The sequence below is a fragment of the Brachybacterium muris genome (assembly GCF_016907455.1).
Taxonomy (GTDB): domain Bacteria; phylum Actinomycetota; class Actinomycetes; order Actinomycetales; family Dermabacteraceae; genus Brachybacterium; species Brachybacterium muris.
This window is the reverse complement of sequence record NZ_JAFBCB010000001.1, coordinates 1,210,062-1,230,626: the sequence shown is the minus strand read 5'-3', so window position 1 is coordinate 1,230,626 and position 20,565 is coordinate 1,210,062. Positions and strand designations below refer to the sequence as shown.

The window sequence follows — 20,565 nt, the reverse complement described above, 5'->3', positions numbered from 1 at the left end:
CGGTGGCGTCGTTCGGGACCACCAGTGGTGTCGTTGGGGCCGCTCTGTCTACGCTCCTTCCGCCGTGTGTATAGGGCACGCGGCGGAAGGAGCAATCTGGAATGGTACGGAAGATCAGGGCGAAGCTGGTGCTCCAGCTGCGCGCAGAAGGTCTGTCGGGGCGAGCGATTTCGTCCTCGCAGGGCATGTCCCGCAAGTCCGTGAGGGCGGTGTTCGAGGCCGCTGACGCTGCAGGGATCGGGTGGGGCGATATCGCGGACGTCGCCGATGAGCAGGTGTATGCCCGGTTGTTCCCGGGCCGGGGCGAGCACGAGAGCGTGTTCGCACAGCCGGACTGGGAACAGGTCCATCGAGAGATGGCCAGGGTCGGCGTGACGCTGAAGCTGTTGCACGGCGAGTACTTCGACGCGACCACGGCGGCTGGGGATCCGGCGATGGGGTATGACCGGTTTTGCCGCACCTACCAGCACCACGTCATGGTCACCGGTGCCGCTTCGAGAGTCGGTCACAAGGCCGGCCAGAGCGTGGAGGTCGACTGGTCCGGCCCCACGATGGAGCTGGCCGATCCGGTCACCGGCGAGGTCTCGAAGGTGTTCTTGTTCGTTGCCTGCCTGCCTTTTTCTCGTTACGCGTTCTGCTTCCCGGCGCTGGATATGCGCCAGGAGTCCTGGCTGCGAGCGCACGTAGCGATGTTCGAGGCGCTGGGCGGGACGGTCCCGAGGATCGTTCCGGACAACCTCAAGACCGGTGTGGTGAAGCACCCCCGCGAGGGCGAGATCGTCCTGAACGATGCGTATCGCGAGATGGCAGCGCATTACTCGGCGGCGGTGCTCCCGGGGAGGGTGCGGAAACCGAAAGACAAGGCGAGCGTGGAGAACACCGTCGCGCACGTCGCGACCTGGGTCATCGCCGGGCTGCGGGATCAGCGATTCACGTCCCTGCCCGAACTTGCAGCCGCCATCGGGCAGCGGATGGAGGCCTATAACGCGGAGCCGTTCCAGAAGCGGCCCGGATCCCGCGCCAGCGTGTTCGACGCGGAGGAGCGGCCGCTGCTGACGCCGCTGCCGGCGGTGCCCTACGAGATCTCGACATGGCACTACGGACGACGAGTGGGCAGGAACGGGCACGTCACGTTCGCGCGGAACTTCTACTCCGCGCCGTTCGCGCACATCGGCGCGAAGGTCGATCTGCGCATCACGGCCCGGACGCTGGAGATCTATCAGGGCAGCCAGCGACTGACCAGTCACCTGCTGCTCCCGGAGACCGCGAGCAATGAGTACCGCACCAACGACGCGGACCTACCTGCGGGCGAGCGTTTCCAGGCCTGGGACGCGCAGAGGGTGCGGGCGTGGGCAGATCGGGTCGGGCCGGCCACGGTGATCGTGATCCAGCGGATCTTCGAGTCCGTGCCGATCGTGGAACAGGGCCTGGATCCCGCGTTGGCGGTGCTACGGCTCTCTCGCCGCTTCTCCGTAGATCGGGTCGAGGCGGCCTGCGCACTCGCGCTGACGGGACGGGTCCGTTCACCGCGCTATGCGCATCTGCACCCGATCTTGGCCACCGGGCAGGACAAGGTCGCCGCCCTGCGTCCACCCCGCGAGGAACCCGCGGAAGACGGCGGATACGTCCGTGGCGCCGACTACTACGCCGGAGGTGTCCGGTGAGCGTGATCGATAACGACACGAAGCGGAAGCTGCGCGAGATGGGCGCGACCGCGCTGCTGGACGCGATCGATGCCCAGGATGAGGCTCACGTGCTGGGGATGTCGTTCCAGGAACGGCTCCAGCTGATCGTGGACGAGGCGCATTCCATCTTCAATCATGGAAAGGTCGAGGGTCTGATCCGCCGGGCGGGGCTGCGTTATCCCGGAGCGGACCTGCGGCGGCTGGATCTGGTCGAGGAACGGGGACTGAACCGGAACGTGATCGCGCAACTGGCAACCTGCTCCTTCATCCAGCGGCAACAGAACGTGGTCTTCCAGGGCTTCACCGGCTCAGGGAAGTCCTACCTCGGCTGCGCGCTGGCGAAGCAGGCCTGCCAGCACCGGCTCCGAGCCCACTACATCCGAATGCCCGACCTCGAAGAGGCCTGGGCCCTGGCAAAGGACAAGCCGCAGGGCCAGACGAAGTTCCTGCGGAAGTACTCCACGTTCTCGCTGCTGGTGATCGACGAGTGGCTGCTGGACCATCCTGACGAGGGAATGCGTTCGATGCTGCTGGAACTGCTCGAGCGCCGCTATGACACCGGCTCGACCGTGTTCTGCACCCAGTACCCGAAGAAGGACTGGCACGCCCGGCTCGGTGGAGCAGTCCACGCCGATGCGATCATGGACCGCATCGTGCACAACACAATCTGGATCGACACCGGCGACAGGAACATGCGAGAACACACCGCACTGCCCCAGTGACCCGATGCCGGCGGGAGCCAGTGGTCCCCACCGCGGCGGCTACTGGCCCCCGTCGGCACGATCGGCGGTCCCCAAGAGCAAGATTCGGTGGCTCCCACGACTACGAATACTCAGAGACCACCGTCGAAGCGGTGACCACCGTCTTCGAGAAGGTGAACCAGGGCGGAGTGAAGCTCACCGTCTTCGAACTCCTCACGGCGAAGTTCGCAGGCGATCGCTCCTACTTCGAGCAGGAAGGCAAGGCCTTCCGACTCCGGCGGGACTGGGAACGGATCCGCGAGGTGCTCGACGACCATCCGGTGCTCGAGGGCTTCGACAACGATGACTTCCTGCAAGCCGTGACACTGGCCTCGAGTCTCCATGGCCCCACTGCCACCACCGCCCGCAAGGAGGACGTGCTCAAGCTCCGGCTCGAGAGCTACCTCCAGTGGTCACCCAAGATCGTTGAAGGACTGATCTGGGCGGCCAAGTTCTTGGATGGGCAGCACGTCCACACGGCATCGGACCTGCCGTACCCCAAGCAGATCGTCCCTCTCGCCGTCCTCCGCGTCGCACTCGGCGAGACATCAGATGCGTACGGCGTGCATGCCAGGATCCGCCAGTGGTTCTGGAGCGGGATCTTCGGCGAGCTGTACGGCAGCGCGATCGAGACCAGGTTCGCGCGCGACGTGGAACAGGTACCGGCCTGGGCACAGGCAAAGGACGACGCCGTCGTGCCCCGCACCGTCGAGGAGTCCTACTTCAACGAGTCCCGCCTGCACAGCCTCCGCACTCGCAACTCCGCGGCGTACAAGGGGCTGTACGCACTGCTGATGGCGCACGACTGCAAGGACTGGGTCTTCAACCAGTCCTTCGACCGCGCCCACTACCTCGAACTCCGCGTGGACATCCACCACATCTTCCCCAAGGCCTGGTGCAACAAGAATGACATCCCGTGGGAACAGCGGGAGAGCATCGTCAACAAGACGCCCCTGGCGAGGACTACGAACATCAAGCTCTCCGGCAACGCGCCGAGCGTCTACCGGAAGACCATCGAGCGGGAGAGTCAGGCTCCTGCGGCTCTCATCGACGAGGTCGTGGCCGATCACCAGATCGATCCGAAGCTGTTGTGGGCTGACGACTTCCAGGGCTTCTTCACGGCGCGGCGCGAAGCACTCTGCGCTCTCGTTGAGCAGGCGACAGGAAAGTCAGTGACGCGTGACGTCGTCGAGAGCTCAGATTCCGGCATCGAGCAGGGGTGAACGAATCGACGCGAGTAGTTTCGTGTGCGGCCGAGTTGAACTCCGAACCCCGACCGCACCGATTCGTGCTCCCATCACGCCTTGCCCAACTCGGGTCACTACGTGATCACCTCGAAACCTGATTCGCCCTGGAACTGGTCGAAGGTGCTGCCCCGGGTGACCAGTCGATCGAACCGCGCCGCCCAGGTGTCCGGCCATCCCCTCCTGTCGTCCTGCCAGGTCTCGGTGACGCGGCAGCGCCGCGCACCCACCGGCTCGAGGGTGTAGCTCCAGGTCGCGATCGCGCCGCGCAGCAGCGGCCGACGCAGACCGATCCGGTGCACCCGGAACGCGAACCTCTCCCCCGGCTCGGCGGCGGTCACGGTGCAGGCGGTGGACCAGCGTCCGGGACCGCGCCGGTTGCGGCCCACGAACTCCTCGCCCACCGTGAGCGGGCCGCGCCCGGGCGCGGCGGTGCCCAGGTTCTCCGGGCTCCAGCGCCCCATCAGGGAGGGGTCGGCGAGCTGGCGGTAGATCGTCATCGGCTCGGCGTCGATCTCGATGCTGTCGGAGACCTGCATGGGGCGTGACATCGCCCCAGGCTGTCACACGACGCCCGCTGCCCGCTGGCCCCAATCAGTCCCCTGATCGGGAGCAGATTCCCCTACTTCACCGCCCCGTCCGTGATCCCGGCGATGAACTGCTTCGCGCCGATGATGAACACGAGGATCAGCGGGACCACGGCGATGAGCGCGCTCATCATGAGCATGCCGTAGTCGGTGCCGTGGGTGGTCTGCAGCTGGGACAGCGCCACCTGGAGGGTGAGGCGGTCGGGGTCGTTCAGCACGATGAGCGGCCACATGAAGTCGTTCCACGAGCCGATGAACGTGAACATGCCCAGGAACGCCATCGCGGAGCGGCCCGAGGGCAGGGCGACGTGGAAGTACTGGCGGAAGAAGCCGCAGCCGTCGATCGTCGCGGCCTCGATGAGCTCGGTCCGCACGGAGTTCTGGAAGAACTGCCGCAGCCAGAAGATCCCGAAGGCGCCGGCGAGCGAGGGGACGATCACGGACTTCAGCTCCCCCACCCAGCCCAGCTCCGTCATCATCAGGAACTGCGGGATGGTCGCGAGCTGCGAAGGCAGCAGGAACGTCAGCATGACCAGCAGGAACAGGACGTTCTTGCCGCGGAAGGAGAACTTCGCGAACGCGAACGCGGCCAGCGAGTCGATCAGCAGCACGAAGAACGTCACCGTCGAGGCGACGACCACCGTGTTGCCCATCGCGGCCCACACGTTCACCGAGTCCATCACCCGGGTGAAGTTCTCCATGAAGCGGTCGCCGGGCAGCAGCGGCGGCGGGAACTCGAAGATCGCCGCGGAGCGGTGGCTGGACAGCACGATCATCCAGTAGAACGGGAAGATCGACACGAGCGCTCCGAGGAGCAGCAGGACGTGGCGGATCACGCGGCCCGGGCGCAGCCGCGGGCGATGCGCCGCCGGGGCGTGCTCCTCGGCGCGAGGGCGGGTGGGGGTCGGGGCAAGGGTCATCGTGAGCGCTCCCGAGTGGCGAACCAGTTGATGATCGTGAAGACGATGACCACGACCATCACGCCCCACGCGATGGTGGCGCCGTACCCGTAACGGTTCTCCTGGAACGCGACGGAGTAGAAGTACAGCACCATGGTCAGCCCCGAGTTGCCGACGCCGCCGGCGGAGGAGGCTCCCCCGCCCTGCGAGGACGTCATCACCTGGGACTCGGTGAAGCTCTGCAGCGAGCCGATGGTCGACATGATCGTGATGAACAGGACGATGGGGCGCAGCATCGGCAGCGTGATGGAGAAGAAGGTCCGCACGGGCCCGGCGCCGTCCAGCTGCGCGGCCTCGTACACCTGCTTCTCGATCGACTGCAGGCCCGCGAGGATGATCAGGGCGTTGTAGCCCACGAAACTCCACGCGGACAAGGTGGAGATCGCGATCTTGATCCCCCACTCCGTCTGCAGCCAGCGCACGGAGTCGATCCCCACGAGGTTCAGCATCGCGTTCGCGATGCCGAAGTTCGAGGAGAAGATCGAGCTGAACAGGATGCCCATCGCCACGAGCGAGGTGATGTTCGGGACCAGATAGGCGACCCGGTACACCGTGGAGAAGCGCACCGAGGCGTTCAGCGCGAGGGCGAGCAGGGTCGCCAGGGTGAGGCACGGGACCGTGGACATCACCCAGAGGATCAGGGTGTTCTTCAGCGACTTCCAGAACAGGGGGTCGTGGATCAGGTAGGAGAAGTTCTCCAGCCCGATGACGTTCCACTCCCCGATGCCGCGCCAGTCCGTGAACGCGAGGAACATCGTGAAGACGATCGGGATCGCGCTGAAGACCGCGAAGAGCAGGAAGTACGGGGCGACCGCGAGGTACATCGGGCGCGCACGCCTCCCGCGCACGCCGAGGGTGCCGGGGTCGGTGGGGCGGCCCCCGCCCCGCCGGCGGCGGTCGCCGGCGGGGCGGGGTGGGAGGACCTGCGGGGACGGCGTGCTCGTCATGTCAGGCGACCGTGATCCCGTTCTGCTCCGCGAGCCGCTCCGCCTCGGCCACGGCCGCGTCCCAGGCCTTCGCCGGGTCCTTGCCGCTCGCTTCGACGAGCGCGAGCTCGGCGTAGAACGGGGCGTTGACGGTGCCGTCGGCAGGGTCCTCGTAGAGGGGGCGGACGTACTCTGCGGCGTGGGCGAACACCTTGCCGGCGACCTGGCCGCCGAGGAACTCGACCTCGCCCTGCACCTCGGGGGACTCCATCGCCTCGAGGTTCGCGGGGAAGTTCCCGGAGTGGACGTACTCGCGGGCGAGGTTCTTCGCGTCCAGCAGCGCGAGGATGATCTCGAAGGCCTGCTCCTGGTCCTCGACGTCCGCCGGGATGCCCAGGAAGGAGCCGCCGAGGTTCGCGGCGTCGCCGGGGTGCTCGCAGACGTGCCACTTCCCGGAGGTGTCCGGGGCGTCGACGATGAGGTCAGCGAGGTGCCAGGAGGCGCCGAAGTCCGCTGGCAGCTTGCCGGCGGCGACGGCCGCGGCGAGGTCGGGGGTGTTGGACTCGAGCGCCGCGTTGATGCCCGCGTCGTGCGCGGAGATCGCGAGGTCCCAGGCCTGGCGGATGTGGGAGTCCGCGCCGATGAACGCGCCCTCCTCGTCGATGAACGCCTTGCCGCTCTGGCGCCAGGCGAGGTCGAAGACGCCGGAGAGGTTCCGGATGAGGTACGTGTCCTTGTCGGCGGCGTTCAGCTGCTTGCCGAGGTCGAACAGCTGCTCCCATTCGCGGATCGCGGCGGCGAGGTCCTCCGGGGTGGAGGGCAGTCCGTTCTTCTCGAAGATGTCGTGGCGGTAGAACAGGGCGGTGGGGCCGATGTCGATCGGGATGCCCAGCTGCTTGCCGTCCTTGGTGGTGGCCTGCTCCCACTTCCAGTCCGCGTACTCGCCCTTGTGGTCCTCGGCCCCGAGGGTGTTGAGGTCCACGAAGTACTCGGCGACGCTCGAGAAGTGCGCGATGTCCTCGCCCTTGATGCCGGTGATGTTCGGCAGGCCCTTCCCGGCCTGGAGGGTGGTCTGCAGCTTCTGCTTGAAGTCGCCGCCCTGGACGGTCTGGGTGAAGCCGGCGTCCGGGAAGCGCTCGGTGATGTCCGCGACGACGTCATCGGCGAAGCCCTCGGGCCAGATCCACAGCGAGATCCCGCCGTCCTTGCCCCCGCCGGAGCCGGAGCCGGAGGTGCTGGTCGAGCAGCCGGTGAACAGTGCCAGCGAACCTGCCGCCGCGCCGAGACCGAGCGCGGAACGACGGGAGAGACGGGGATGCGTCATGGTGAACTCCTGGGTGTGGGTACTGCTGGTGGTGAGGGAACTGCTGGTGGTGAGGGAACTGCGGGTGGTGAGGGAACTGCTGGTGGGGTGGAGCGTCATGGGGAGGACCGGCTGAGGGCGGTGAGCGCCTCTGCGCAGTCCAGGCGGTGCTCTCGCGCGAGCTCGGCGAGCTGCGGGAGCGAGGGGGTACGGGCGGGGCCGACGGCGCCTGCGGCGCGTGCGGTCGCGGCGAGGCCGGCCGCCTCGGCCGCCGCCGCCAGCGGCAGGCCGCGGTCCAGGAGCACGATGAGCGCGGCGCCGAAGGTGTCCCCGGCCCCCGTCGGGTCGATGGGGCCGAGGTCAACCGCCCCCACCTGGACCTCGGTGCCGGCGGCGGCGTCGATCGCGATCACCCCGTCGGCCCCGCAGGTGACGACCGCGAGCGGCACGAGCTCGGCGAGCGCGCGGGCGGCCGCGCGCGGCGAGCCGGTGCGGGTGTAGGCCTGGGCCTCGTCGGCGTTCGGGAGGAAGACGTGGCAGTGCGCGAGGTGGCGCAGCATGGCACGGTCCCACACGCCGCTCGGATCCCAGCCCACGTCGGCGAAGACCCGGCCCGGGGTGTCCGCGAGCCAGGGCATGTCACCGAGCTCGAGATGGACGGCGACCGAGCCCGCCCGGGCGAGCCCTCGCGGGGCGCCGGCACGGCCCGCGGGCGGGAGCCCGGCGGTGACCAGGGCGCGGTCGCCCTCGTAGGAGAGTCCAGTGGTGAGCTGGAGGTCCCAGCCCGCCTGGACCTCCAGGGCATCGGTCCCGATCCCGCGCTCCTCGAGCAGCGTGCGGGTGAGGGCGCTGAGCGGCCCGTCACCGATCGGCGCGGCGATCTCCGCCCGGGCGCCGAGGGCCGTGGCGGCCGCGGCGAAGTTCGCGATCCCGCCGGGCACGAGGGTGACCTGCTCGGTGAACAGCTCCTGCCCGAGCACGGGTGCGGAGGGCAGCGGGCCGTAGAGCACGTCGAGGAAGAGCTGGCCCACGGCGAGGAGGTCCACCACCTGCGACGTCGTGGTGGCACGAGCCGGGGCGGCGACCTGCTGCGGTGCCTGGGGGTCGGTCATCGACTCTCCGTTCCTCGGGCGCCCTGTCGGGTGACGTGGTGCGCTGTTCTGCGCTCCGGGCGATGCGGACAGTGTGCGCGACTGCACACGAGTGGTCAAGTCTGTTCGTCAAATTGCCACTGGCGATCATTACTGGTTGCTTATGATCGTCTTTGTTGATTCCGGAGCCGTGCTGTGGCTACGATCACCGCATGATCAGAGCCGCTCGCCTCGAGGCCATCGAGAACATGGTGGTCACGCACCACGTCGTGTCCACGCAGCAGATCGCCGCCGAGCTGGCCATCTCCGGGACCACCGCCCGCCGCGACCTCGAGGACCTCGTCGCCGCCGGCCGCGTCGAGCGCGTGCACGGGGGCGCCCGCTCCCTCACCGCTCCCGCCGCGCCCGCCGCCGAGGGACAGCGGCCGCCGGCCGGCTCCCCCGCGGAGGACGAGGCCGCGGGGGTCGATGATCCCTTCCACGAGGTGCTGCGCCGCAACTCCCGGATCAAGCAGGCCCTCGCCGAGGCGGCCGCCCCGGAGTTCACCGACGGGCAGACGCTCTACCTCGACATCGGCACCACCACCTACGAGCTCGCCCGCCGGCTCATGCACCTCGACCTCACCGTGGTCACCAGCTCCCTCGAGGTGATCCAGCTGCTCTCCGCCGCACCCCAGGTGAAGCTCGTGGTGCTCGGCGGCGAGTTCAACCGCGACTACCGCTGCACGCAGGGTCCGCGGGTCCTCGAGGGCCTCACCGACCTGCACATCGACTGCGCCGTGCTGGGCTGCGCCGGGATCACCGAGAGCGGCGTCGTGCGCGACACCGATTCGCGCCAGGCGACGATCAAGCGCGCCGCCGCCGCGGCGAGCAGCCGCACCGTGCTCCTCGCCGACGCCTCGAAGATCCCCGGCATCGGCCCCTACACCGCCCTGGACATCTCGGACGTGGACCGCCTGGTCACCGAGGGTCCGCTCCCCACCGCGCTGCACGAGCTGTGCACCGCCGCCGACACGGAGGTCCTCACCGCATGAAGCTCGCACTCCTGGGCGGGGGCGGCTTCCGCGTCCCGCTCGTCTTCCGCACGCTGTTGGCAGACACCTCCCCCGGCCGGGTCACCGAGCTGCGCCTGGTCGACACCGATCCCGCGCGCCTGCGCACCATGTCCTCGATCCTCGAGACGATGAGCGCGGGCCGGGCGGACGCGCCCCGCATTCTGCTCTTCACCGACCTGCGCGAGGCCGTGCGCGGCGTCGACTTCGTGTTCTCCGCCCTGCGCGTGGGCGGCACGCGCGGCCGCGCGCTGGACGAGCAGATCGCGCAGCAGGTGGGCCTGCTAGGCCAGGAGACCACCGGCTTCGGCGGCATCAGCTACGCGCTGCGCGGCCTGCCCACCGCCCTGGACATCGCCCGCACGATCGCCGAGGTGAACCCCGAGGCGTGGCTGATCAACTTCACCAACCCCGCCGGCATCGTCACCGAGGCGAGCCGCGCGATCCTCGGCGACCGCGTCATCGGGATCTGCGACTCCCCCATCGGCCTCGCCCGGCGGGCGCTCGGCGCCCTCGAATCGGCCGGCCTCGCCCCCGCCGGCACGACCGCGGCCACCGGGCTCGGCGACTCCCCCGTGCGGCTGGACTACATCGGGCTGAACCACCTCGGCTGGCTGCAGGGCCTCGAGGTGGACGGCACCGACCTGATGCCGGCCCTGCTCGCGCGCCCCGACCTGCTCGAGCGCACCGAGGAGGGACGCCTGTTCGGGGCGGACTGGGTCCGCACCCTGGGCTGCCTGCCCAACGAGTACCTGCACTACTACTACTTCGCGCGCGAGACCGTCGCGGCCGATGCGGACGCGGACCTCACCCGCGGCCGGTTCCTCCTTGGCCAGCAGGACGCGTTCTTCACCGAGGCGGCCGGCTCGCCCGAGCGCGCCGCGGAGCTGTGGGAGGCGACCCGGCGCCGCCGCGAGGAGACCTACATGGCCACCAACCGCGAGGCGGCCGGCGGCATGGAGCGCGACGAGGCGGATCTCGAGTCCGGCGGCTACGACAAGGTCGCGCTCGCGATCATGCACGCGATCGCCCATGACCGGCCCGCCCAGCTCATTCTGAACGTCGCGAACGGCTCCCAGGTCGACTTCCTCCCGCCGGACGCGGTCATCGAGGTGCCCTGCACGGTCGACGCGAACGGGGCGACGGCGCATCAGGTCTCCCCCGTCCCCGTCCACGGCCGCGGCCTCGTCCACACCGTCAAGACCGTCGAGCGCACTGTGATCGCCGCCGTCCAGGAGCGCAGCCGCGATCTCGCCGTCGAAGCGCTCGCGCTGCACCCGCTGATCGACGGGGTGGGAGTGGCCCGGAAGGCCCTCGCCCTCGCCGAGGACGCCTTCCCCGAGCTCGCCTACCTCCGCTGAGACCCCAGGAGTCCCATGTTCCACGACGATGACCGGATCCTGGGCCGCGTGGACCGCGCCCTGCGTGAGCGCATCCGGCCCGCGGTGCTCCACGACCTCGGCGCCCTCGAGGTCGCCGAATGGGCGGTGCCCGGGGACGGCGAACCCGTCCCGTACTCCGCGCTCGACGGCGCCGAGTTCACGCCCGTGTCCCTCCCCCGCCCGTGGGGCCGGGCCTGGTCCACCACGTTCTTCCGCCTCACCGGCACCGCCCCCGCCGTCCCGGAGGGGACGCGCCTGCGGGTCGAGGCCGATCTCGGCTTCGTCGACGACTGGCCGGGCAACCAGTGCGAGGGACTGCTGCTGGACGAGGCGCTCCGCCCGCTGAAGGCCATCAACTCCCGCAACCGCAGCGTCCTCGTCGACGCACCGGCCGGGACCTCGCTCACGTTCACGCTCGAGGCCGCCGCGAACCCGGACATGCTCTCCGGCGGCACCGTCCCCAGCGAGCGCGGGGACCGCCTCACCGCCGGCCCCGAGCAGCTCTTCGCCCTGCGCACCGCCCGCTGGGTCGCCCGCGACGAGACCGTCTGGGCGCTCGAGCACGACCTCGACGTGCTCCGCGGCCTCGCCGCCGAGCTGCCCGCCGACTCGGTGCGCCGGGCCCGGATCCTGTGCGCCCTCGACGACGCGCTGGGCGTCCTGGACCTCCGCGACGTGCGCGGCACCGCGCAGCGCGCCCGCGAGGTGCTCGCCCCTGCCCTCGCCGCGCCGGCGAACGCCTCCGCCCTGCAGGTGACCACCATCGGCCACGCCCACATCGACTCCGCCTGGCTGTGGCCGGTGCGGGAGACGGTGCGGAAGGTGGGCCGCACCTTCTCGAACGTCGTCGCACTCATGGACGAGTACCCGGACCTCACCTTCACCGCCACCAGCGCGCAGCAGTACGCCTGGCTGAAGGAGTCCCAGCCCGAGATCTATGCCCGCGTGCGGGAGAAGATCGCTGAGGGGCGCTGGGTCCCCTCCGGCGGCATGTGGGTCGAGTCCGACGTCATGATGCCCGGCGGCGAGGCGCTGATCCGCCAGTTCGCCTACGGCACCCGCTTCTTCGAGGAGGAGTTCGGGGTCCGTTCGCGCACGCTGTGGCTGCCGGACTCCTTCGGCTACTCCGCCGCCCTGCCCCAGATCGCACGCCAAGTGGGGATGGACGGCTTCCTCACCCAGAAGATCTCGTGGAACCGCACCAACCAGCACCCCCACTCCACCTTCTGGTGGGAGGGCATCGACGGGACCCGGATCTTCACGCACTTCCCGCCCGTGAACTGCTACGACTCCATGCTCACGGCCGACGAGATCGCGGCCGCCGAGCGGAACTTCGCCGAGCGCGGCCGCGCCACCCACCAGGTGATCCCCTTCGGCTACGGGGACGGCGGGGGCGGCCCCACGGCTGACATGGTCGAACGGGCACGCCGCCGGACCGACCTCGAGGGCTCCCCGCGCCTGGAGATGGGCGACCCGGACGGGTTCTTCGACGCGGCGCGCGAGGAGTACAGCCGCGCCGCTCCCGTGCACCGCGGCGAGCTCTACCTCGAGTTCCATCGCGGGATCTTCACCTCGCAGCTCGAGATGAAGCAGGGCAACCGCCGGATCGAGCACGCGCTGCGTACCCTCGAGCTGGTCTGGGCGCTCGTCACCGCGCGCCGGCTCGGCACGATCGACCAGGCCGCGGTCGATGCGCTGTGGCAACGGGCGCTGCTGCTCCAGTTCCACGACATCCTCCCCGGCAGCTCGATCGCCTGGGTGCACCGCGAGGCGCGCGAGGACTACGCCCGGATGCTGCAGCGCGCCGAGGAGCTCACCGCCGACGGGCTCCGCCTGCTGGCCGCCGACGGGGGCACCGGGGCCGACGGTGTCTCGCTGCTGAATCCGGGGCCGCACGCCCGCCGCCAGGTGGTCGCTCTGGACGGGGAGCTGCGCCTCCTCGAGGTGCCCGCGACCGCGATCATCCCGCTCGAGGAGGCGGGTCGCCCGGAGGCGGCGCCCGTCGAGGTGGCCCGGCAGGGTGAGGAGATCCTCCTGCGGAACGCGCATCTCGAGGTGGCCGTCGGCGCCGACGGGACGCTGCGCCGCGTCCTCGACCGCGCCGCCGAGCGGGACGTGCTCGTCCCCGGCGGCGAGGGCATGCACCTCGAACTCTTCGAGGACCTCCCCAACGAGTTCGACGCCTGGGACATCGACCGCCACTACCGCGGCAGCAAGCGCGACGGCGAGGTCCGTACGACGTCCGGGCTACGCGTTCTCACCGAGTCACCGGCCCGCGCCGTCCTCGCCGTGGACCTGCTGCTCGGCGGCTCCCCCGCGACGCTCACCATCGGTCTCGACACCGACTCCCGCCAGGTGGACATGGCGCTCGAGGTCGACTGGCAGGAGCGCGAGACGCTGCTCAAGGTCGCCGTCCCCCTCGCCGTGCAGGCGCGGGAGACCCTCGCCGAGACCCAGTTCGGGCACATCACCCGGCCCCTGCACGAGAACACCAGCTGGGAGTTCGCGAAGTTCGAGATGCCGATGCACCGCTGGCTGCTCGCCGCGGAACCGGGCTGGGGCGCGGCCGTCGTCAATGACTCCAGCTACGGCTTCGACGCGATGGCGCTGCCCACCGAGGACGGGCGGAGCACCGTCGGCACCCTGCTGCGGCCGAGCCTCATGCGCGCCCCGAACTGGCCCGACCCTGGCGCCGACCGCAGCGTTCGCACGGTGCGATGGAGCCTGCTCGTCGGCGCCGACCCAGTCTCCGCCGCGCACGCGGCGAACGCCCTCCATCTGCCGCTGCGGCCCGTCCCCGGGACGGTCCGCGCCCAGCAGCTCGCCGCGGTCGACGACCCCGGCGTGCACGTCGACGCGGTGCTGCCCGCGCACGACGGCAGCGGCGACTTCATCCTCCGGCTCCACGAAGGGCGCGGCGCCCGCACGCGGGCCCGGCTCCACCTGGGCCTGCCCGTCGGCCGCGTGCGCGAGGTCGACCCGCTGGACGCGGAGGTGCCGGAGAGCGAACGCACTCTCGCGCTCGACGGCGTCGACCCTGCCGAGGGCATCCCCCTGGACCTGCGCCCCTTCCAGATCCTGTCCCTCCGCCTCACCCCGGGAGACCCCGCATGAAGCTCCTCCTCATCGGCGTGGACGGGGTGCGCCTCGACGTCGCCCTGCCCGCCGCGCTCGCCCGTCATACCGGGTTCGCCGAGCCCGATCACCCGGCCGATCCGCGGTTCCGGGCCGAGGAGCCGGCCGCCCCGGGCCCGGAGATGCCTCGCCACGAGGAGCCGGCCGCGCCGACCCTCGCCCGCCTGCTCGAGGGCGGGGAGATTCTGCCGGTGTGGATGACCCCGCCCACCGACTCCGGGCCCGGCTGGGCCTCGCTGCTCACCGGCACCACGCACGAGCAGAACAACGTGTGGTGGAACGAGTTCGTGGGCCACCGCCTCGCACGGACCCCCGACATCCTCTCCCGCATATTCTTCGCAGATCCGCGCTCGCGAACCTTCGCGGCCTCCACCTGGGACGCGCTCGTGGACGCGAGCTCCGCCGGACCTGTCATCCACCAGCGGGTGGACCAGCAGGCCGGCGGGCAGCACCAGCTGATGAAAGCCACCGACTTCTCCCGCGGCTGCCACAGCGCGGACGTCCAGGTCCGCGGCCATGCCGCGTGGGTGCTGAACCACGAGGGGCCCGACGCGAGCTTCGTCTACTTCGAAGGCGTGGACGAGGCGGGGCATGCTCATGGCGCCGCCTCCCCCGAGTACCGCGAGGCGATCGCCGCGGCCGATGAGCACGTCCGCTACCTGGTCAAGGCCGTCAGCGAGCGCCACGAGCAGCTCGGCGAGGACTGGCTCATCGCCGTCGTCACCGATCACGGGCACAAGCCCGAGGGCGGGCACGGCGAGGACGAGGTGGACGTGCGCCGCTCCTTCCTGCTGCTGCACCACGTCGGCTCCGAGGCGGGCAGGGAGCGAGTGCGCCGCGTCGTCACGGGCCGCGGACCGCTGCGCAGCGAGGACGTCACTCCGCTGCTGCTCGAGCTGCTCGGCGTCACCGAGGCCCGCTGGGAGGCCGGCCATGAGGTCGGCGCCCTGCACGACACCCCGTCCGTCGGCCCCACAAGGAACCTCGACCATGAATGGTGACCCCTGCACCCTCGCTGCCGAGAAGCTCCTCGCCGCGACAGCCGTGCTGCTGGATTTCAACGGCACCCTGTCCCTGGACGAGGACCTCCTCGAGGACTGCTACGCCCGCGCCCTCGCCGCCCTCGACCTCGCCCCGCCCGCCCCCGGCGAGTACGCGACGCTGCTGGGCCGCAGCGAGGAGGACATCGCCGCGGCGCTCCTGGTGAGTCGTGCCGAGGCGGTCACGACCGACGCACTCCTCGACGAGGTCGCCGCCGCCTACGTGGAGGCGTGCCGGGAACGCCCCCGCGTCCCGGCCGCGCACCTCGAGGTGGTGCGCGCCCTGCACGCACGCGGCATCCCGCTCGCCATCGTCACCGGCACTCTGCGCCGCATGATCGAGCCCGTCCTCGCCGACCTCCAGCTCTCCCATGAGATCCCCGTCGTGGTGACGATCGAGGACGTGCGCCAGGGCAAGCCCGACCCCGAGGGCTTCCGCCGCGGGCTCGAGCTGCTCGGGGTCGATGCCGGACAGGTGGAGCCCGGCCAGGTCGTGGTCCTCGAGGACTCCCCCTCCGGCGTCGCCGCCGGGCACGCGCTTGGGGCCTTCGTGATCGGGTGTGGTGGGACCGCATCCGGGGCGGATGTGGAAATTCTTGACTTGGCTTCGCTAGCCAGCGCTAAAATCTGACGGGCGACTGGCATTCGCGCAACTTCGAAACAATCTTCGGGAGCAGACCCGCCTAAGATCCGTTAGAGGGGATCCACTGGACCCATCCCTCACCCCCCTCCACTGAAGGGCAATTTCCCGTAGCATCCTAATACGGCGTATCCGCACCCCACCGCCTAGCACGCTCATCAGCCCTGACCACCCTCCTGTCAAGAAAGCGCACTAGCACCCCCGGAACAAATCGATCAAACGTAGATCCATAAATATCCCGTCTCGCTTCCGCTAGAATCACTTGCCTAAATTTCAATTGCGTTCGCTTCGCCGCCACCCCCTCTTCGGTACCCTCGGCAATTGTTCGCGGATCGCTCGCATCGACCGCCATCGCGGCATCGATCATCTCCTTATACGCGGCCATCAAACGCCGGAGGCATCCTGGCGCCGCCACAGTTTGGATATGCAGCATCGCATCATGCATCTCCTCCATATGCCCCTGCAATTCCTCCAGCTGCGCCTCGAGCAATTCGCGCCTGGCGGAAGCATCCAACCCTCGACCGTAAGCGTCCAATTCGATCTCATTCGAGGCATTCAGAGCCACAAGAAATTTGTCACTCCAACTCATCACCGCCGCATAAACTTCCAATTTCTTGGAGTACATTTGCCGGTGACGATACTCTCGCGTGGCGAATCGCGACGCAGACCACCCTGCGATCACCGCGGTCACCAGTGACACCAGGGCAGAAAGAGCTACGACTTCGAGATCCATGTGGGAAGTATACCGAATCAGATTGACCACAAAGGTCCTTCGGCCTCGATCTCATGGCCCTAAGCTCGAGCAGGCATGCGCCTCGCTTCAGCCACACATAGCATCACCGACAATCGACGCGACTAGAGACAAACGCGCCGATGGAAGATGCTTTTACAAGATTTCACCCCGGTTCGAACTGCAGGAACCTCGAGCTCAACAAAGAGAGTCCTGAATATGCGAGAACGGGGCGTCTGTCTACATGTCTCTTGAGGTGACGGTTCCGACATTGAGGAGATAGTTAGTTTTCGTCACCGTCGGCCTCTAATCTAAAGGCTTCAATCGTACGACCTGCTAGCCTCGATGTTTCATGGGGCTGGTGAGCGGGGTGGGTCGGCGTCGTTGCCGGTGTTGAGCTGCTGATTCTGGCATTCGGGTATGACAGATCGTCGCAGTGTCCGTTGCGGGCGGTCGGGTTCCACTCCCGAGAAGAGGAGCTGCTGGTCGTAGGGGCGGGTGGTCTCGCCGGGTTAGGTCTGTGCGACGGTGGTGCGGAGCCGGTTGACGCCGGTCAGGACCCTCACGGCTTCGGGTGCATGTTCGGCGAGGTGGAGGACCTTGTGCCGGGCGCGGCGCACGAGGGTCGCGGGGATCTCGAACAACCGCGCGCGGAGCCGTTTGGGTTCCCACTTCCTCGCGTCGTGCCTGGTGAAGGCGATGGTTTGCATCCAGGCGACGAGCTCGCTGGCGAGTTGGATGATCTGGCACCAGAGCTGATTCTGCGCGAAGGACTGCAGCGGGAACTTCTCAAGGCCCATGTCCTTGGCGTTACGGATCCGGTCTTCGCAGCGCGCCCGGCGACGGTGCCGCAGCTCCAAGACCGGGAGCTGGCCGCGCGGGGAGTTGGTCGCGAACGCGGTGATGCGCATCCCCTCGTGATCGGTGATCCGCAGCTGCGCCCCAGGATGAGGACGTTCCTTCCGCACGATCACCCGCATCCCGGCAGGCCACGCGGCTAAGTCAAGGAGCCCGGTCAGCTCCGCCACCCATGCCCCGTCGCGGATCCCCTCGTCCTCGGTGTCATAGGCGGGAGTCCACGCCTCCGCCTCGTCGAGGCGTTTCAGCAGGTCAGGGGTGCTTGCGGGGAGGGTGAACCCCACTGAGTAGGCCAGACGCTGCCGCTGGAGCCAGGCCAGGAAGTCCTTGGTGCCGCCGGCCCCGTCGGTGCGGATCAGGATCTTCTTCGACCCCCGACCACCCCGGGCCAGCAGGCCCGCAGGCAGCTGCGCGAGAGCCTGCCGGGTGACGGTGATGTGATCAGCGGCGGTGTTCGAGCCGGCGTTGCCGGGGCGCAGCTGGATCGCCAGCGGTTCCCCGGTCCCGTCGCTGCCGTGGTCCAGGAACGCGCACAACGGGTGATAGCCGAACCCGCGTTTGAACGTCGGTGCGGCCTGCTCCTTCTCACTGTGGACGTTGATCAGGGTGGCATCGAGGTCGACGACCAGCGGGTTCTTCGCACTGACCCCCGCAGCCGGGGAATGCGCTCCGGCGAGGGTCCAGGCTCTTTCACGCGCGGCCCGGCGGGCTTTCGAGATCGCCTCGATCACGGTGGGCGCGTCCTGGGCGAGGGTGGTGAGTGAGTATTCGTAGTCGTGGGAGCCACCGAATCTTGCTCTTGGGGACCGCCGATCGTGCCGACGGGGGCCAGTAGCCGCCGCGGTGGGGACCACTGGCTCCCGCCGGCATCGGGTCACTGGGGCAGTGCGGTGTGTTCTCGCATGTTCCTGTCGCCGGTGTCGATCCAGATTGTGTTGTGCACGATGCGGTCCATGATCGCATCGGCGTGGACTGCTCCACCGAGCCGGGCGTGCCAGTCCTTCTTCGGGTACTGGGTGCAGAACACGGTCGAGCCGGTGTCATAGCGGCGCTCGAGCAGTTCCAGCAGCATCGAACGCATTCCCTCGTCAGGATGGTCCAGCAGCCACTCGTCGATCACCAGCAGCGAGAACGTGGAGTACTTCCGCAGGAACTTCGTCTGGCCCTGCGGCTTGTCCTTTGCCAGGGCCCAGGCCTCTTCGAGGTCGGGCATTCGGATGTAGTGGGCTCGGAGCCGGTGCTGGCAGGCCTGCTTCGCCAGCGCGCAGCCGAGGTAGGACTTCCCTGAGCCGGTGAAGCCCTGGAAGACCACGTTCTGTTGCCGCTGGATGAAGGAGCAGGTTGCCAGTTGCGCGATCACGTTCCGGTTCAGTCCCCGTTCCTCGACCAGATCCAGCCGCCGCAGGTCCGCTCCGGGATAACGCAGCCCCGCCCGGCGGATCAGACCCTCGACCTTTCCATGATTGAAGATGGAATGCGCCTCGTCCACGATCAGCTGGAGCCGTTCCTGGAACGACATCCCCAGCACGTGAGCCTCATCCTGGGCATCGATCGCGTCCAGCAGCGCGGTCGCGCCCATCTCGCGCAGCTTCCGCTTCGTGTCGTTATCGATCACGCTCACCGGACACCTCCGGCGTAGTAGTCGGCGCCACGGACGTATCCGCCGTCTTCCGCGGGTTCCTCGCGGGGTGGACGCAGGGCGGCGACCTTGTCCTGCCCGGTGGCCAAGATCGGGTGCAGATGCGCATAGCGCGGTGAACGGACCCGTCCCGTCAGCGCGAGTGCGCAGGCCGCCTCGACCCGATCTACGGAGAAGCGGCGAGAGAGCCGTAGCACCGCCAACGCGGGATCCAGGCCCTGTTCCACGATCGGCACGGACTCGAAGATCCGCTGGATCACGATCACCGTGGCCGGCCCGACCCGATCTGCCCACGCCCGCACCCTCTGCGCGTCCCAGGCCTGGAAACGCTCGCCCGCAGGTAGGTCCGCGTCGTTGGTGCGGTACTCATTGCTCGCGGTCTCCGGGAGCAGCAGGTGACTGGTCAGTCGCTGGCTGCCCTGATAGATCTCCAGCGTCCGGGCCGTGATGCGCAGATCGACCTTCGCGCCGATGTGCGCGAACGGCGCGGAGTAGAAGTTCCGCGCGAACGTGACGTGCCCGTTCCTGCCCACTCGTCGTCCGTAGTGCCATGTCGAGATCTCGTAGGGCACCGCCGGCAGCGGCGTCAGCAGCGGCCGCTCCTCCGCGTCGAACACGCTGGCGCGGGATCCGGGCCGCTTCTGGAACGGCTCCGCGTTATAGGCCTCCATCCGCTGCCCGATGGCGGCTGCAAGTTCGGGCAGGGACGTGAATCGCTGATCCCGCAGCCCGGCGATGACCCAGGTCGCGACGTGCGCGACGGTGTTCTCCACGCTCGCCTTGTCTTTCGGTTTCCGCACCCTCCCCGGGAGCACCGCCGCCGAGTAATGCGCTGCCATCTCGCGATACGCATCGTTCAGGACGATCTCGCCCTCGCGGGGGTGCTTCACCACACCGGTCTTGAGGTTGTCCGGAACGATCCTCGGGACCGTCCCGCCCAGCGCCTCGAACATCGCTACGTGCGCTCGCAGCCAGGACTCCTGGCGCATATCCAGCGCCGGGAAGCAGAACGCGTAACGAGAAAAAGGCAGGCAGGCAACGAACAAGAACACCTTCGAGACCTCGCCGGTGACCGGATCGGCCAGCTCCATCGTGGGGCCGGACCAGTCGACCTCCACGCTCTGGCCGGCCTTGTGACCGACTCTCGAAGCGGCACCGGTGACCATGACGTGGTGCTGGTAGGTGCGGCAAAACCGGTCATACCCCATCGCCGGATCCCCAGCCGCCGTGGTCGCGTCGAAGTACTCGCCGTGCAACAGCTTCAGCGTCACGCCGACCCTGGCCATCTCTCGATGGACCTGTTCCCAGTCCGGCTGTGCGAACACGCTCTCGTGCTCGCCCCGGCCCGGGAACAACCGGGCATACACCTGCTCATCGGCGACGTCCGCGATATCGCCCCACCCGATCCCTGCAGCGTCAGCGGCCTCGAACACCGCCCTCACGGACTTGCGGGACATGCCCTGCGAGGACGAAATCGCTCGCCCCGACAGACCTTCTGCGCGCAGCTGGAGCACCAGCTTCGCCCTGATCTTCCGTACCATTCCAGATTGCTCC

17 protein-coding genes and 1 pseudogene are annotated in these 20,565 nt (G+C 68.8%); 8 read left to right on the top strand and 10 right to left on the bottom strand.

Features of this window, described 5'->3' with window-relative positions:
- Positions 1–101 precede the first annotated feature (101 nt).
- From istA (JOD52_RS05665) to JOD52_RS05655, 3 genes are all read left to right on the top strand, one after another.
- Entirely contained in the window at positions 102–1,664 is a 1,563-nt protein-coding gene (gene istA, locus JOD52_RS05665; RefSeq protein WP_204408388.1) for an IS21 family transposase, read from the top strand.
- A complete protein-coding gene (locus JOD52_RS05660) occupies positions 1,661–2,407 on the top strand; it encodes an ATP-binding protein (RefSeq protein WP_338124028.1) in 747 nt (248 codons plus the stop codon). Before istA (JOD52_RS05665) ends, JOD52_RS05660 begins: the two co-directional genes overlap by 4 nt.
- A gap of 131 nt (positions 2,408–2,538) precedes the next feature.
- Positions 2,539–3,648, top strand: coding sequence for a hypothetical protein (locus JOD52_RS05655; protein WP_204409031.1), 1,110 nt, complete (start codon positions 2,539–2,541; stop codon positions 3,646–3,648).
- Positions 3,649–3,746: 98 nt separating this feature from the next.
- Here the strand turns inward: JOD52_RS05655 and JOD52_RS05650 are convergent, their stop codons facing one another.
- From JOD52_RS05650 to JOD52_RS05630, 5 genes are all read right to left on the bottom strand, one after another.
- The gene (locus JOD52_RS05650; protein ID WP_204409030.1) at positions 3,747–4,220 is read right to left on the bottom strand and encodes an SRPBCC family protein; all 474 of its coding nucleotides are present in this window, start codon (positions 4,218–4,220) and stop codon (positions 3,747–3,749) included.
- 71 nt (positions 4,221–4,291) lie between these two features.
- Positions 4,292–5,176 carry a carbohydrate ABC transporter permease gene (locus JOD52_RS05645; RefSeq protein ID WP_204409029.1) on the bottom strand — a complete coding sequence of 295 codons (885 nt, stop codon included), beginning with the start codon at positions 5,174–5,176 and terminating at the stop codon, positions 4,292–4,294.
- Positions 5,173–6,162, bottom strand: coding sequence for a carbohydrate ABC transporter permease (locus JOD52_RS05640; protein ID WP_239551803.1), 990 nt, complete (start codon positions 6,160–6,162; stop codon positions 5,173–5,175). The genes JOD52_RS05645 and JOD52_RS05640 overlap by 4 nt, the downstream gene beginning before the upstream one ends.
- Position 6,163: 1 nt before the next feature.
- Entirely contained in the window at positions 6,164–7,465 is a 1,302-nt protein-coding gene (locus JOD52_RS05635) for an extracellular solute-binding protein (RefSeq protein WP_204409028.1), read from the bottom strand.
- A gap of 95 nt (positions 7,466–7,560) precedes the next feature.
- Entirely contained in the window at positions 7,561–8,556 is a 996-nt protein-coding gene (locus JOD52_RS05630) for a PfkB family carbohydrate kinase (RefSeq protein WP_204409027.1), read from the bottom strand.
- A 191-nt stretch (positions 8,557–8,747) separates the two neighbouring features.
- Here JOD52_RS05630 and JOD52_RS05625 point away from each other — a divergent pair, with 191 nt between their 5' ends.
- Genes JOD52_RS05625 through JOD52_RS05605 form a run of 5 tightly spaced genes read left to right on the top strand, consistent with a single transcriptional unit; the run spans position 8,748 to position 15,775 of the window.
- Complete coding sequence (locus JOD52_RS05625) at positions 8,748–9,569, top strand: DeoR/GlpR family DNA-binding transcription regulator (RefSeq protein WP_017824287.1); 822 nt, start codon at positions 8,748–8,750, stop codon at positions 9,567–9,569.
- Entirely contained in the window at positions 9,566–10,948 is a 1,383-nt protein-coding gene (locus JOD52_RS05620) for a family 4 glycosyl hydrolase (RefSeq protein WP_204409026.1), read from the top strand. Before JOD52_RS05625 ends, JOD52_RS05620 begins: the two co-directional genes overlap by 4 nt.
- Before the next feature lie 15 nt (positions 10,949–10,963).
- Positions 10,964–14,083, top strand: coding sequence for an alpha-mannosidase (locus JOD52_RS05615; RefSeq protein WP_204409025.1), 3,120 nt, complete (start codon positions 10,964–10,966; stop codon positions 14,081–14,083).
- Entirely contained in the window at positions 14,080–15,105 is a 1,026-nt protein-coding gene (locus JOD52_RS05610; RefSeq protein ID WP_204409024.1) for an alkaline phosphatase family protein, read from the top strand. Before JOD52_RS05615 ends, JOD52_RS05610 begins: the two co-directional genes overlap by 4 nt.
- Positions 15,095–15,775, top strand: a complete 681-nt coding sequence (locus JOD52_RS05605; protein ID WP_204409023.1) for an HAD family hydrolase — start codon at positions 15,095–15,097, stop codon at positions 15,773–15,775. The genes JOD52_RS05610 and JOD52_RS05605 overlap by 11 nt, the downstream gene beginning before the upstream one ends.
- A gap of 127 nt (positions 15,776–15,902) precedes the next feature.
- Here the strand turns inward: JOD52_RS05605 and JOD52_RS05600 are convergent, their stop codons facing one another.
- The 5 genes and pseudogenes from JOD52_RS05600 to istA (JOD52_RS05580) all read right to left on the bottom strand — a co-directional run bounded on the left by JOD52_RS05600 (position 15,903) and on the right by istA (JOD52_RS05580) (position 20,552).
- Positions 15,903–16,517 carry a Z-ring associated ZapG family protein gene (locus tag JOD52_RS05600; protein ID WP_204409022.1) on the bottom strand — a complete coding sequence of 205 codons (615 nt, stop codon included), beginning with the start codon at positions 16,515–16,517 and terminating at the stop codon, positions 15,903–15,905.
- Between the two features lie 509 nt (positions 16,518–17,026).
- A pseudogene (locus tag JOD52_RS05595) lies at positions 17,027–18,136 on the bottom strand (IS1380 family transposase); the annotation flags it as partial.
- Positions 18,063–18,242, bottom strand: a complete 180-nt coding sequence (locus JOD52_RS05590; protein ID WP_204411831.1) for a hypothetical protein — start codon at positions 18,240–18,242, stop codon at positions 18,063–18,065. The pseudogene JOD52_RS05595 and the gene JOD52_RS05590, both read right to left, overlap by 74 nt.
- Before the next feature lie 4 nt (positions 18,243–18,246).
- On the bottom strand, positions 18,247–18,993 hold the full coding sequence (locus JOD52_RS05585) for an ATP-binding protein (RefSeq protein ID WP_338124028.1): 747 nt from the start codon (positions 18,991–18,993) through the stop codon (positions 18,247–18,249).
- Positions 18,990–20,552, bottom strand: a complete 1,563-nt coding sequence (gene istA / locus JOD52_RS05580; RefSeq protein WP_204408388.1) for an IS21 family transposase — start codon at positions 20,550–20,552, stop codon at positions 18,990–18,992. Before istA (JOD52_RS05580) ends, JOD52_RS05585 begins: the two co-directional genes overlap by 4 nt.
- Between the last annotated feature and the right edge of the window lie 13 nt (positions 20,553–20,565).